The 12,780-nt window shown below is 67.6% G+C and carries 13 protein-coding genes and 1 pseudogene; 7 read left to right on the top strand and 7 right to left on the bottom strand.

From position 1 onward, the window contains the following. Window positions 1–5: 5 nt before the first annotated feature. The 4 genes and pseudogenes from JOE55_RS08400 to JOE55_RS08415 all read right to left on the bottom strand — a co-directional run bounded on the left by JOE55_RS08400 (window position 6) and on the right by JOE55_RS08415 (window position 3,255). Entirely contained in the window at window positions 6–785 is a 780-nt protein-coding gene (locus tag JOE55_RS08400) for a hypothetical protein (protein WP_204782621.1), read from the bottom strand. A 485-nt stretch (window positions 786–1,270) separates the two neighbouring features. Then, a complete protein-coding gene (locus JOE55_RS08405; protein WP_204782622.1) occupies window positions 1,271–2,188 on the bottom strand; it encodes an NAD(P)-dependent oxidoreductase in 918 nt (305 codons plus the stop codon). A gap of 94 nt (window positions 2,189–2,282) precedes the next feature. After that, window positions 2,283–2,525 (bottom strand): annotated as a pseudogene (locus JOE55_RS08410) (EamA family transporter); the annotation flags it as partial. A 163-nt stretch (window positions 2,526–2,688) separates the two neighbouring features. Beyond that, a complete protein-coding gene (locus JOE55_RS08415; protein WP_338125464.1) occupies window positions 2,689–3,255 on the bottom strand; it encodes a GTP-binding protein in 567 nt (188 codons plus the stop codon). A 123-nt stretch (window positions 3,256–3,378) separates the two neighbouring features. Between JOE55_RS08415 and JOE55_RS08420 the strand changes: the two genes are divergently transcribed. The 3 genes from JOE55_RS08420 (at window position 3,379) to JOE55_RS08430 (ending at window position 7,296) form a co-directional block, all read left to right on the top strand. Continuing rightward, window positions 3,379–4,920 carry an alanine/glycine:cation symporter family protein gene (locus tag JOE55_RS08420; RefSeq protein ID WP_061711829.1) on the top strand — a complete coding sequence of 514 codons (1,542 nt, stop codon included), beginning with the start codon at window positions 3,379–3,381 and terminating at the stop codon, window positions 4,918–4,920. Between the two features lie 75 nt (window positions 4,921–4,995). Next, window positions 4,996–6,627: an amidohydrolase gene (locus tag JOE55_RS08425; protein ID WP_204782623.1), complete on the top strand. Its 1,632-nt coding sequence runs from the start codon at window positions 4,996–4,998 to the stop codon at window positions 6,625–6,627. Between the two features lie 246 nt (window positions 6,628–6,873). Continuing rightward, window positions 6,874–7,296 (top strand): hypothetical protein, encoded by a 423-nt coding sequence (locus JOE55_RS08430; protein WP_204782624.1) that lies wholly within the window; start codon window positions 6,874–6,876, stop codon window positions 7,294–7,296. Between the two features lie 558 nt (window positions 7,297–7,854). Here the strand turns inward: JOE55_RS08430 and JOE55_RS08435 are convergent. Beyond that, complete coding sequence (locus JOE55_RS08435) at window positions 7,855–8,673, bottom strand: TrmB family transcriptional regulator (RefSeq protein WP_197459153.1); 819 nt, start codon at window positions 8,671–8,673, stop codon at window positions 7,855–7,857. A 368-nt stretch (window positions 8,674–9,041) separates the two neighbouring features. Between JOE55_RS08435 and JOE55_RS08440 the strand changes: the two genes are divergently transcribed. Genes JOE55_RS08440 through JOE55_RS08455 form a run of 4 tightly spaced genes read left to right on the top strand, consistent with a single transcriptional unit; the run spans window position 9,042 to window position 11,267 of the window. Then, window positions 9,042–9,365, top strand: coding sequence for a Dabb family protein (locus JOE55_RS08440; protein WP_186367347.1), 324 nt, complete (start codon window positions 9,042–9,044; stop codon window positions 9,363–9,365). After that, window positions 9,362–10,324, top strand: coding sequence for a DMT family transporter (locus JOE55_RS08445; protein WP_204782625.1), 963 nt, complete (start codon window positions 9,362–9,364; stop codon window positions 10,322–10,324). Before JOE55_RS08440 ends, JOE55_RS08445 begins: the two co-directional genes overlap by 4 nt. Beyond that, complete coding sequence (locus JOE55_RS08450; RefSeq protein WP_061712834.1) at window positions 10,321–10,749, top strand: DUF2000 domain-containing protein; 429 nt, start codon at window positions 10,321–10,323, stop codon at window positions 10,747–10,749. The genes JOE55_RS08445 and JOE55_RS08450 overlap by 4 nt, the downstream gene beginning before the upstream one ends. A 2-nt stretch (window positions 10,750–10,751) precedes the next feature. After that, entirely contained in the window at window positions 10,752–11,267 is a 516-nt protein-coding gene (locus JOE55_RS08455; protein ID WP_061712835.1) for a phenylacetate--CoA ligase family protein, read from the top strand. Between the two features lie 165 nt (window positions 11,268–11,432). On the opposite strand, the gene JOE55_RS08460 is transcribed toward JOE55_RS08455, so the two are convergent. Together JOE55_RS08460 and JOE55_RS08465 are read right to left on the bottom strand one after the other, a co-directional pair. Beyond that, complete coding sequence (locus JOE55_RS08460; protein ID WP_204782626.1) at window positions 11,433–11,993, bottom strand: AAA family ATPase; 561 nt, start codon at window positions 11,991–11,993, stop codon at window positions 11,433–11,435. A gap of 518 nt (window positions 11,994–12,511) precedes the next feature. Next, window positions 12,512–12,661 carry a hypothetical protein gene (locus JOE55_RS08465; protein WP_006213710.1) on the bottom strand — a complete coding sequence of 50 codons (150 nt, stop codon included), beginning with the start codon at window positions 12,659–12,661 and terminating at the stop codon, window positions 12,512–12,514. Between the last annotated feature and the right edge of the window lie 119 nt (window positions 12,662–12,780).

Below are 12,780 nucleotides of genomic sequence, written 5' to 3' on the forward strand. Positions count from 1 at the left end.
GGCTCTCAGGAGGCCAGCAGGTCCTGAGGGGTCCCCAGCGCCGGCAGGTCCAGACGGCCTCCGCCGGCGAAGCGGCGCAGCTGCTCGTTCGAGGTGACGGTCCAGTTGCCGCCCAGGCTGCCGTACGGCGGCTGCGAGCGGATGTTCAGGGTGTACAGCTCCGGGTCCTGGAACGGGGCCAGGATCCGCCGCAGCAGGTCCTGGACGTCGTCGCGGTGCAGCAGCCGCCATGTGCGCGGGTGGATGCGCCGCAGGATCCGCACGCCGTCGATGAACTCGATCGAGGCGTCCTGCTCGCTTCCGGCGATGCCGACGGTGAGCCGCCCGGGGGCGGTCGAGCAGATCGTGTCCACCCCCAGCACCAGGTCCTCGATCAGGTGGGTCGTGGACAGCAGGCGGCCCTGCAGCGCCGGATCGGTCCGAGCCCCGGCGCCCTTGAGTCCGAGGGCGTGCAGGAGACGGCTCAGGCCCTGCCCGGGCCCCGGGCCGCACGGCACCTCGAAGCCGAGCAGATACCTGCCGGGGCCCTCCGGCTCCAGGACGCAGCGCACGTGCGAGTCCTCCTGCGCCAGGAGACGGCCTCCGCGGGCGGCCTCCGCTGGGGAGGCGTGCTCGGTGCATTCGTCGAAGACCGCGTCAGCCAGGGCGGCGCAGGCCTCGAAGCTGGTACGGGTCAGGTCGTCGAAGACCGCGCGCGGCTCGCGGCGCACGGTCTGGTACTCGACGGTCACGCAGGCGTAGGCCCGGGAGCGGGCTCTGGGGTCATGGGCGTCAGTGCGGGACATGGGCAGGTCCTGGTGATCAGGCCGTCCAGCTTCGGGGGAGCGGGACGACGGGGCGGCAGAGTCCGTGATCGATGGGGGAGTCGACGACGGGATGTTGCGCGGACTCGAGGGCGGCGGGCAGCCGCCTCGAACCCGCTGCCGAGGAAGGGCCCTGCGGGCGCCGCGAAGGCGGGTAGGCCCCGAAGCACCACGTCACAGAGCGTTCCCGGCAGTGGACTTCCATCATGGCGGAGTCGGACGTGGGCCGCTGATCGAGGGATGTCCCCAGATCGGGGGACGCATTCCGTCGTGGTTGGGGGCTATGCGGCGGTGGCTGAGGGTGCCACGGCGGGCCTCCTGCGCGACATCGCAGGTCAGGGGCCTGTGCGAAATCGCATGAAGTGAAGTCGGATGCATCCGTGGCCGGTGTGGAGCGATGTCCACGCTGGGGCCTGCATCGTGCGCCCTGCACGACCTCGCTGATGCGGGGCGCACAGCTGGCGCACTCAGTAGCCGGCCTGCGGATCGACCACGCCCTCGAGCTCGTCGTCGGCGGCGAAGGCCCGCAGGTTGCGCTCGATGCGAGCGAAGATCAGCGGGCGGATCATCTCCATGGTGTCCGCGGTGTGCGGGGTGATCAGGCACCGCTGCTGCTCCCAGAGGGGATGGCCATCGGGCAGCGGCTCGGGGTCGGTGACGTCGAGCGCGGCCCCGGCGATCTGCTCGCGCTCCAGGGCTGCGACCAGGGCCTCGGTGTCGATCAGGCCGCCGCGGGCGATGTTCACCAGGATCGCATCGGTGCGCATGGACTCCAGCTCGGCCCGCCCGATCAGATGGTGCGTGTCCTCGGTCAGGGCGGCGGCCACGATCACGACGTCCTGGAACGGGAGGATCTCCGGCAGGTCGTGCACTCCCACGGTGCGATCGGCCTCCGCGACGGCCTCGGGTCGGCGGCGCACGGCGGTGACCTCGACGTCGAACACGTGCAGCAGGTTCATGATCCGCCGCCCGGTCCCGCCTGCGCCCACCACGACGGCTCGCATGCCGTGCAGCGACCGCCCCGAGCGCGGGGCCCAGCTGCGTGCCACGACCCTGCGCGGCAGCTCGCGCAGCAGGGCCAGGGTCAGTGCCAGCGCGTGCTCGCCGACAGGATTCGCGTAGGCGCCCTTGGCCGAGGTCCAGGCGATGTCCGGGCGACGGCGCATGGATTCCGCGAAGGCCTCGATGCCCGCCGAGGGCAGCTGGACCCACCGGATCCCCTCGTGCTCGACGGCGGCCACCAGGTCCTGCGGATCGGCCCCGTACGGGACGACGACGGCCTCCGCCTCCGCCGGGTCCTGCACGAGGCGGCCTCCGCCGTCGACGATGGCCTGTCGGAAGCCGTCATCGTCGACGGGCAGCATGTGGATGCGGGGCTGGGACACGGGGGCCTCCTGAGGTGTCGTGGTCAGGGTCCGGGCCCCATCCTGCGCCATGGCGGTGCTGCGTGCTCGGTTCCGTGCACTCGCTGCGGTGCGCTCAGCCCTTCGACCGCACGCGCACGCGCACCGCCGACAGGGCGCAGGCGATCACCGCAGCCGCCCCCAGCAGGGTGAGCCAGGTGAGCTGCTCGCCCAGCAGCAGCGCCGCCCAGATCAGGGTCAGGATCGGCTGGGCGAGCTGGACCTGGCTGACCTGGGCCATGGGGCCGATGCCCAGCCCGCGATACCAGGCGAAGAAGCCCAGCAGCATGCTCACCACCGACAGGTAGGCGAAGGCGGCGCCTCCCGCGAGCGTGGGGGTCGTCGGCGTCCAGCTCCAGCCCCACGACCACGAGCTCCCCGAGCTGCGGCGGATGGGGAAGGCGCGCCACGCGGATCATCGGCCCTACCACGTCGACCCGGAACCCGCCGCGCCCGCGCGATCCATGGACGCGCACGCGATCCTAGAGCCGGTGGGCGCCCTGCGGCGGCTCCTCGAGCAGATCGGCCAGCGCGCCGGGGGGCACCGGGCCCTCGAGCGGCACCGATACCGCCCGAGCGTGCTCGTGGTCGTGGTGCGCGGCGGACTGCTCCCGCAGCAGCCGAGCCAGGGGCAGCGGATCGACGGGGTCGTCGTCGGCTGCGGTGTCGAAGACCAGGGCCGGGTCGATGCCGCCGCGAACGGCCCGCACGATCGGCACGTCGGGATTGCGCGCGCGGACGCGCTCGCAGATGCGGGCGACGACAGCCCCGAGCTGCTGCTCGTCGAGCAGATCCGCCTTGCCGATCACCACCAGCGTGGCCGCCGCAAAGCGGTTCGGTGGGGTCTCGCGGGTGTCCACGGTCTGGAAGTGGGCCACGGCGTCGATCACCTGCCCGGAGACCAGGGCGGCATCCACGTTGAGCTCACCGAAGTCGTTGACTATCACACCCAGCCGCGCGCCGGGCGCGCGCAGCAGGTGGTTGAGCAGGCTCGTCTTCCCGGCGCCCAGGTGGCCGGTCAGGGCGATCACGGGGACGCGGGCGGTCACGGGCTCCTCGGCCGAGGCGGGTTCTGGAGGCAGTGCAGAGGGGCCACGGTGCGCGGGAGGTCAGAGCCGAGCCCTCATGTGGCTATAGTCACATGACCTGATCACGACCCCCGGGGGACTCCCATGGAACAGTTCATCACCGCCGCGAACGGGATCCTGTGGAGCCTTCCGGTCTCCTTCGGCATCCTCGCCCTCGGTCTGTACTTCACGATCCGCATGCTCTTCCCGCAGGTGCGCCTGCTCCGGGACATGGTCGGCCAGCTCATCCACGGCGGGTCGTCGTCGGCGGGGATCAGCTCGTTCCAAGCCTTCGCCATGGCGCTCGGCGGCCGTGTGGGCGTCGGCAACATCGCCGGCGTCGCGACGGCCCTGTTCCTGGGTGGGCCCGGCGCCATGTTCTGGATGTGGGTCACCGCCATCCTCGGCGCCCCGGTGGCGGTCGCGGAGAGCTCGCTGGCCCAGCTCTACAAGCACAAGGTGCGCGGGGAGTTCCGGGGCGGGCCGGCCTTCTACATCCTGGAGGGCCTGGGCCGGAACTGGCGCTGGCTGGCGGTGGCCTACGCCGCGGCCACCGTGTTCGCCACGGTGATCACCGGTCCGCAGATCCAGGCCAACGCCGTCACCGCGGCCACCACGGAGGCCTGGGGCTGGAGCCCGCTGCTGGTCGGCCTGGGGATGGCCGCCCTGTTCTGCCTCATCGTGTTCGGCGGCATGCACCGTCTGGCGCGCACCGTGGGGCTCGTGGTGCCGTTCATGGCCGGGGCGTACATCGTCGTCGGGCTGATCATCATGGTCATGATGTGGACTCAGCTGCCGGCCATGTTCGGGCTGATCTTCTCCAGCGCCTTCGGCGCCGACGCCGTCTACGGGGGCCTGCTCGGCGCGGCCGTGGCCTGGGGCGTGCGTCGGGCGGTGTACTCCACCGAGATCGGCACCGGTTCCGGCGCCCAGGCCTCGGCCGCCGCCCATGTCTCCCACCCCGCCAAGCAGGGGCTCGCCCAGGCCTTCTCCGCCTACGTGGACACGCTGTTCGTGTGCACCATGACGGGTCTGATGATCTTGGCCACCAACAGCTTCAACGTGCTGGGCCCGGACGAGGAGTCGCTGCTCACCGAGAACGTGCCGGGCGTGGAGGAGGGCCCCGCCTGGGTGCAGCTCGCGATCGACTCCGGACTGCCTGCTTTCGGGCCGTCGTTCGTGGCGATCGCCGTGTTCCTGTTCTCCTTCACCACGCTGCTGTCCTTCTCCTTCTACGCGGAGACGAACTTGGCCTACCTCATCCCGAACACGAAGGCGCAGGGGATCTGCATCGGGATCGCGCGCGCGCTGCTCGCCGCGTCCATGGTCTTCGGCTCGGTGCAGACCTCGTCGTTCGTTTGGTCCATGGCGGACTTCGGCCTGGGCCTGTACACGTGGGTGAACCTCCTGGCGCTGGTCCTGCTCAGCCCCACGGCCATCCGCCTGATGAAGGACTACGACCGGCAGCGCCGAGCCGGCGGAGAGATCGTGCTGGACCCCAAGGCGATCGGGGTGGACAACGCCCCGATCTGGGAGCAGATCCACGCCGCCTACGAGCGCACCGGCGATGTCGGTGCCGCCATGGATCATGTCGCAGACACCGCCCCGGACACCCGCGCCGTCGCGGTGGTGCGTCCGCGCAACTGAGCCCCGACCGGCCTGCCCGTCCCGTTCGGCGCAGGGATCTGCCCCTGCCATCGACCGCTTCAGGAGCCCCACCCCATGCAGCTTGACCTGCTGATCGACAACGCCTCCGTCGTCACCGGCGACCCCGCCCGGCCGTCGGCCACGCGACTGGGCGTGTGGCGGGGGCTCGTGGTGGGGATCGATGAGCAGCTGGACGGACTCGCCGCCCGGGAGCGCCTGGATGCCGGCGGGCGCACGATCGTCGCCGGGTTCAACGATGTCCACACCCACAGCGTGTGGTTCGGGCAGTCCCGCCTGGACGTCGATCTGGAGCACGCGCGGACCGCCCAGCAGGTCTACGGACTGATCCGCGACCGCGCCGCGCAGCTGGCTCCCGGGGCATGGGTCACCTGCGCGGGCTTCGACCCCGGTCACCTCGACGGTCCCCAGCCCGATCGCGACGGCCTGGATGCTGCCGCCGCCGGGCGTCCTGTGCTGATCCGGCACAACACGGGTCATTCGCTCACGGTCTCCGGGGCGGCGCTGGCCATGGCGGGCATCGGCGAGACCGTTCGTCGGCAGCCCGAGGGCGGGCGGATCGTCACGGACGAGGCCGGGCGGCCCACCGGCCTGCTCGAGGAGACCGCCATGCCCCTGGTCACGGGGCTTCTGCAGCCGGAGTCCCACGAGCACATCGGGCGCTGCCTGGAGCGCGCCTCCCAGGAGTACGCCGCCGAGGGCATCACCTCGGTGACCGATGCCGGGATCGCCGGCGGCTGGATCGGGCACAGCCCGCTCGAGTTCGGGGCGTATCAGCGGGCACGGGAGGCCGGGCTGCTGCGCACCCGGTTCCAGACCATGGTCACCCTGGACGGGCTGAAGGCGATCGACGGCCACCCCGACGACGGCACCCACACCACTCTCGGCGCGGGCATCCGCACGGGAGTCGGTGACGAGTGGCTGCAGATCGGACCGGCGAAGGTCTTCACTGATGGGGCCATGCTGGGGATGACCGCGGCCATGTCGGAGGACTACTGCTTCGCCGGACACGGGCGCGGCTACCTGCAGCAGGATCCCGGCGAGATGCGCCGCGCCGCTCTCTCCGCAGCGGCGGGCGGGTGGGCGCTGGCCATGCACGCGATCGGCGACGCCGCTCTGGACTTCGCCCTCGACGTGATCGCCGAGGCCCGGGAGCAGTTCGGGGCACCCGTGATGCCGCACCGGGTGGAGCACGGCGGCGTGGTGCGCGATGAGCAGGTGGTCCGGATGGCCGAGCTCGACGTCGTGATGGCCACCCAGCCGAACTACATCAGCGCCTTCGGCGAATCGGTGCGCGAGAGGATCGGCGACGAGCGCGTGGACCTGTCCTATCCGGCCGGACGCCTGCTGCGCGCCGGGCTCGTGCTGCCCGGCAGCTCGGACCGGCCCGTGGCCGGGGGGCGCCCGCTGGACGTGATCCGGGACTTTGTGCTGCGTCGCACCGAGGCGGGACAGGATTACGGGCCCGAGTCCGAGCGGCTCACGGTCGAGGAGGCGCTGCACGCCTACACGGCGGGCTCGGCCGAGGCCACGGGCTGGGGCGGGTACAAGGGGCAGCTGGTCTCGGGTCAGTTTGCGGATTTCGTGGTCCTCAGCGACGACCCCCGCGCGGTGCCGACTCATGTGATCGCCGAGATCGAGGTCGTGGCCACCGTCGTGGGAGGGCGGTTCGTGCACGGCGGGCTGTAAGAGACCGCCGCACCTCCGGCGCCGATGAGAGCTGTCGGATGTCCGGGATCGGTGCTCGAAGCCGGGCACCCGACAGCTCTCGCGATTCTCCAGGCTCCTGCAGATCAGCGCCGCCGAGGGGACGCATGGGCGGCGATTCAGGACCGGGAAGGCGTCGGCTGCGTCCTCTCGACGGTGGGCGGCGAATCCCGCTGGGCAGGCTGCGAGACGAGCGAGCCGGCGCCAGGCCGGGCCTATGCTCCGCGCATGGAGATCTTCCCCGGGCGGCGTGGGCGAGCGCATCTGAGCAGCTGGGAGCAGGAGTGCTGCGGATCGGCCCTGCGCGCCGACGAGACCGCCATGGTGACGCTCCAGTCGGCCTCGACGATGGATGAGGATCTGTCCGGAGCTCCCGTGGACTGGCTCCTCGTGCTCCACGACGACGACGGACCGGGTATGCCGCCCGCTCACCGGGTGCTCGTGCGCGGGGAACGAGTGCAGGAGGTGCGCCTCCTGTGGCAGCAGGTCTCTGCGGATGGAGTGGCCTGGGCAGTGGTGCCCGGCTCCGCGCGGCTGGACGACTCAGGGGCCGTGCCTGGACGGGAGGAGCTCGCTGGCCAGGAGGGCGGCGTCGACGGCTGGATCGTGGACCTGGTGATCCTGGGGGACCTCGGCCCGCAGCGGTGGTGAGGCTGCAGTCGGAGCGGAAAAGGCCCTGTACAGACAGAAGCACCCCGATCCTGTGGGATCGGGGTGCTTCGGGACTGTCGTGGGTGATTCATGAAACTCGCTGACCATGGCAAACGCCGGTGCTCCAGCCAACGCGTGTACACGGGTGGTGAAGATTTTGTACACCTGCTTGACTGCTGGGGATGGAGTGGTCTCTGGCGTCGTGCTTAGTCGCATGGGCTGGCCCGATGACATCGCCGCCGTCATTGCGTGCCTAGCCTCCGAACATGGTCGATGGGCCACCGGCCAGGTCCTCAATGCCACTGGCGGCAGCAGTTTGTAGATCAGCCTGCCTAACCTGTTGCTAGTCGTGACGCTGTCGTTGGTTCGAGCGGCCCCGCTACACCCTGCTTTACAGGGAGCTGCGGGGGATCGTGTCATTCGCGGAACTCACGGGGGCATGATCCGGTTCTCGTTCAGGAAGTTTGGAGTCAAACCCGCGCACTTCATACTATGGGTGATTGGGGCCGTGACGACCTCGTGGGTGTTTCCCGATCGGGCATCAGCTTGTCGGCCTTCTTATGCGAGAGGTCCGTACTTCGCTCTCAGTGTCGCCAGGGCAGGGCCGAAGGTCTCCTCCAGGATGTCGCCATGTGCATTGAGCATCTCCAACTTATAGAGATCATGACGCACGAGCTCGGTGATCGGCACGACCAGACCGGTATGCCTGGTCCAGGCGGCTCGGGATTCAGCGCCGCCGGACACACTTCCAGCCACGACCTCACGGTCATCGGCTGAGACTACCAACCAGCGGCTGCCGAGTCCGTGGGTGACCTCGTCTGTTCCCGGGTGCGGAAAGACTGTGGCAAATGGAAAATCGACAGTGCCATATGCGACGACGATGATCGTGACTCCACGACTGGCCGCGTCCTCAAGACCCTCATACAAGCGATCGGCTTCGGCTTCCCAGATCTCGCACAGGAGCCTAGTTGATGCGCGACTGATGACGTCCTGAGCACGGAGGAGGATGTCGCCGCGCCCCTGCAGATCCCAGATGACGCTGTCGCTCTCGTCTCGAGCTCCGAAATTGCGAAGGACTTCATCAGCGCGAGAAAGCGATTCCTCCGTTTGTCGACGCTGAACCTTCAGGAATTCTTCTGGGGCCGTAGGCGCAAACTTCTGCGGCTTTCCATTCGAGACTCGTGCTGCCCCTCTGGTTACGAGAGAATCGAGAACCTCATAGATGCGAGCGCGTGCCACTCCTGATCGCTTGGCGACCCCATACCCAGTGGCGGGGGCCTCATCGAGAAGCGCTAAGTACGCCTTAGATTCCCACTCTGTGAGCCCGATTGCGCGTAGTGCTTGGATCTCGGTATCGCCGAACACCGGCTGGCTCACGTTGTTCTCCTCGTTTGCATGATTGATCACCATTTCAGGCGAGCGCGCGTAATCATCGGAGCTCGCACTTCGCAATCGATCATTGGGCGTTTCAGGCGCGGCAGGCAGTGGGGGGGTGCAACGCCTGGCGCCTCGCAGCCTGCGGGCAAGGTTCCCAGTGGAACTGCGCGCAGCTCCTCATGATACGGCACATCCGGATCCCGTTCGATAGGTGGTCAGGACACGGAGCCCGTCTTTCTCCGCAGTCGATTGGCAGAGGTCCGGATGCCGTGTACATTTCGAGACACGCTACGTAGTCACCGAGGTGGTTACGTTGCGCTCGGCTCGTATGGGACGTACGCCGCCTCCGACGACTGAAGGGAAGTACATTGAGCGGGAGCCAACTGACGCACGTCGTTGCGTTCACATTGAATCCGGACGTCTCCCGCGACGATCCCCGGGCTCAAGTAGCTGCCGCGATCACCGGCGGCCACCCGGCAACCATCCCGGAGATCGCCACTTGGGCGTGCGGGTGGGACACCAGCCGCAGGCCTGACTCTGCCGACTTCCTCGTCGTGAGCACGTTCGACACTGCTGGTGATTACGACATCTTCCAGGTTCATCCCGATCACCAGCGGGGCAAGAACGCGTGGAAGCAGATCGCGACGTGGACCGTGGCCGACATTCTCCCAGGCGTTAGCGAACGACCATGAGAAGCGACTCGACACTGCTCCATATCAGCGCCGTGGCGGGTGCCGCTCTCTTATGGAGCACCTCGTTTGCGGTGACGAAGGTCGTGCTTCCCTACGTGGGAGAGCTGACACTCGGCGCGATCAGGTTCCTGGCTGCCGCAATACTGCTGATCATCAGCTGCCTTCTTGTCCGGGCACACCTGCGCGCGCCTTGGCGAGCCCACGCGGCCGTCGCAGGCGCGGGACTGGTCGGCATCACGATCTACTTTGCCCTCGAGAACTATGGGGTCGCCCTGGCAACAGCCACTGACGCCGTCCTGATCGTGGCTTCCTATCCTGTCATGACGATGCTCGCCGAAGCCATCTTCCACCGCCGCAGGCCGGCCCCGATCAACGTCGTCGGAGCCCTCGTCGCGTTCGTCGGCGTCGTGCTCGTTACCATCGACGAGCCCGCCCAGGAAACACCCCACCGTCCTTGGGGGATCCTCTTCCTCTTCCTCGGCGGAGTCGCATGGACCGCCTACAACATGATCTCGACCCGGAGGCCGGTCAACGTATCGCCGAGCCAACGTCTCGGCGTGCTTCCCACGACGGGCTTGCAGAACCTCTGGGGAGGTATCGGCTTCTGCCTGCTCGTGCCCCTCCTGCCCGAGGGTACGACCACCAACCTCAACGCGCCCGCGATCTGGCTGATCGCCTACCTCGCCGTCGGCTGTTCCGCCCTGGCGTTTCTCCTCTACACGTTCGGCCTCACGGCGCTGAAACCAAGCCAAGCCGTAGCGGTCCTCAACCTCGTGCCCGTGTTCGGAGTCGTATGGGCGGTCGTGATCGCCGGAGAAGAGATCACCGTACTCAAGACAGTCGGCGCGATCACCGTCATCATCGGTGTCGCCATGAATGCACGAAGCTCCCCGACCCGTACGGGAAAGCAACGACCCCAGATCAGCACTCCTCCATCCCGAAAGGACTTCCAGCCATGAGCGCCGAGCAACATAAAACCGTCATCGTCGTCGACCGTCATCTCCCCACGGGACTGGCAGTCAATGCCGCGTCGATCGTCGCGGCAATGATCACCACCGCGTTTCCCGCACTCATGGGGCCGCCGGTGAAAACTGCTGACTCTGAGCTGCCCGGGGTCGTCTTAGCCCCGCTACCGGTTCTGGCCGGCGATGAAAGCCTGCTCGGGTCCGCCTGGAGCCGCGCCGATCAGGCAAATTCCGGAATTGATGTCTTCCCCTTCACCCGACTGGCCCAGGGATGCAAGACCTACGACGAGTACATCTCCAAGATGAGCTCGACGAGCACGCACGACCTCGAACTCGCTGCGATCGGTCTCTGCGGCCCCAAGAAGGCGATCAATTCCCTGACCGGCGACCTGCCGCTTTATCCCGCGAAGGAGAAGTAAAGGTGATTCCTCTCGAAAACGCAGACCTGTGGGAGGGTGCAAACGAATTCGCCGCCGCCCAGAAACGCCAATGGTCCGGTGAAATGAGTGCGGAAGCGTTGGATGCATGGCAGGCCACGAATTTGCAGAAAACCATCGAGTACTGCCAGGACAAGTCACCGTTCTACCAGCGCCACCTCGCGGGCCTGGAGTCAACCTCGCCCATCGATGCGCTACCGTTCACAGTCAAGGATGATCTCCGAGAGCACCTCGACGACGTGGCAAGCCTGAGCCTTGACCACGCATGGGTTTACTACGAGACCACTGGCACCCCAGGCGTCTCCACCCCGTGCCCGCGCACGGCCGAGGATTCCATCCGCACCGGAGTCGCACTCTGCGAAGGCTACCGTGACCTCTTGAACGGCCATGGCGAACACCTCTCGATCGCTGTGATGGGGCCGACCGAGTTGCACTCCACCGGCGACACTTTCGGTGACGTCTTCCGAAGCCTCGGCCACAGCAGCATCAAAAGGGACTGATGCGCGAGTTGGCACACCTCAACCTGACACTTCTGCTGCATTGAGCACCACCCTGCGTGACAGTTACGGCACCGTAGGCGTCCCTGTGCCACAGGGTCCGAATCGGCAATTTCGTGAAACATCTGCGCCGTGGGGTATACCCAATAAGGACGCTGTGGCTCAGGGCTACAGGTGGCTGGCCGCGTGATCCGGAGGGGACATAGCCCCTCCGCTGACGCCGAGCGCCGCAAGGTCACTCAGAATCCTCGTCACGAGCGCATCCTCGCTCATGCGTTCCGGGAGGAGCACTTCACCCGGGACTCCGAGGGTGTCTCGTTCGGCGTACCAGGACGCGACCTCGTCGTCACTCACGATCCCGGCGATGGGCTTGAGTGCATGGCGGCGCAGCGTCTCAGCGAGGCTCACATCCAGGTAGTACACGAGAGCCGGCCCGTCGTGGCCGGTGAGCAGTCGCTGGAACATCTGGCCGTAGCGCGCCACTTTGAAGATGCCTTCGATGATCACTGTGCGCCCCCGCGAGAGGCAGTGAAGCACCATGACCTCGGTCAGCGCGATAGTCGACACGGGGTTGTCGTTTTCTTCCCAGAGGACTTCTCGACGTACGGGGTCTTGGCCGATCACTGCGATACGCCCTCGGGGAAGGTCGTGTTGAACCTTCCGGGCGATGGTGGACTTCCCCGACGCCGAGTTTCCACGGAGGATCACAAGGGCCGGCGCTGATGTCATCGGCCCATCATGCCGTGGGCTTCCTAGGAAAGCGCTACGTTGTGGGCATGGCGAGCATCGTTCGACCCCTCAGAGGGCGCACGAAGGTCAAGATTCCTTACCAGCCAGGGTCGGGGAACCGTGACCTCCTCAAGCGGATCTGCGGAGAGCAGACTCGCCCCAGGTACAACAGGGACGAGAAGTGCTTCGAGGTCGCACGCGAACACCTCCGAGCCCTGATCGAGCAGCTACCGGGCGAGCTCGGGACCCGGGTGGAAGTCACCCTCCACGGAGCAACCCAGACGACGTGCGTGGAGGCATGCTGGAACGCCTCGCCTGAGACACGCTGGGACTGCGAGTGCTCATGCGCCGGCCAATATCACGGAGAGGGGGTGGGCCCTCCGTTGATCGTCCGTGATGGCCTGGCTGTGGAAACCGAGTACACAACCCACACCTTCATCGTCTACCCCTAGACGTGGGCTGAGCTCACCCGCCGGCACGCAACGCTGGCCCGGTCACGATCGCTCGGTCGCGCGTCTTCACGACTCGCGATTCCACAGCCGGCTCTGGGCGTCGCGTAGGTACTGCTCTGCATCGGACTGGGTCAGCTCGTGGAAGGCGTGCCGTATCTCGTCGCGCGGTGGGATGCGGTCGTAGTGGTGGTAGAAGCCGTCGATCCACGCGTTCACGTCCGCGCTCGGTGGGCGCGGTCGGGGTGCCTTGGGCGCCTTGGGGGGCGGGCGGCGCCGGGGCACTCTGGACCGCACAGGTAATGGGACCACTTTTCAGGACGCCACGACCTGCAGGA

This window comes from Kocuria palustris (assembly GCF_016907795.1).
Taxonomy (GTDB): Bacteria; Actinomycetota; Actinomycetes; order Actinomycetales; family Micrococcaceae; genus Kocuria; species Kocuria palustris.

Coding starts and splice junctions, on each gene's coding strand:
- JOE55_RS08400 (WP_204782621.1), bottom strand. CDS start 785: ATGTCCCGCACTGACGCCCATGACCCCAGAGCCCGCTCCCGGGCCTAC.
- JOE55_RS08420 (WP_061711829.1), top strand. CDS start 3,379: ATGGAACAGTTCATCACCGCCGCGAACGGGATCCTGTGGAGCCTTCCG.
- JOE55_RS08425 (WP_204782623.1), top strand. CDS start 4,996: ATGCAGCTTGACCTGCTGATCGACAACGCCTCCGTCGTCACCGGCGAC.
- JOE55_RS08430 (WP_204782624.1), top strand. CDS start 6,874: ATGGAGATCTTCCCCGGGCGGCGTGGGCGAGCGCATCTGAGCAGCTGG.
- JOE55_RS08445 (WP_204782625.1), top strand. CDS start 9,362: ATGAGAAGCGACTCGACACTGCTCCATATCAGCGCCGTGGCGGGTGCC.
- JOE55_RS08450 (WP_061712834.1), top strand. CDS start 10,321: ATGAGCGCCGAGCAACATAAAACCGTCATCGTCGTCGACCGTCATCTC.
- JOE55_RS08460 (WP_204782626.1), bottom strand. CDS start 11,993: ATGACATCAGCGCCGGCCCTTGTGATCCTCCGTGGAAACTCGGCGTCG.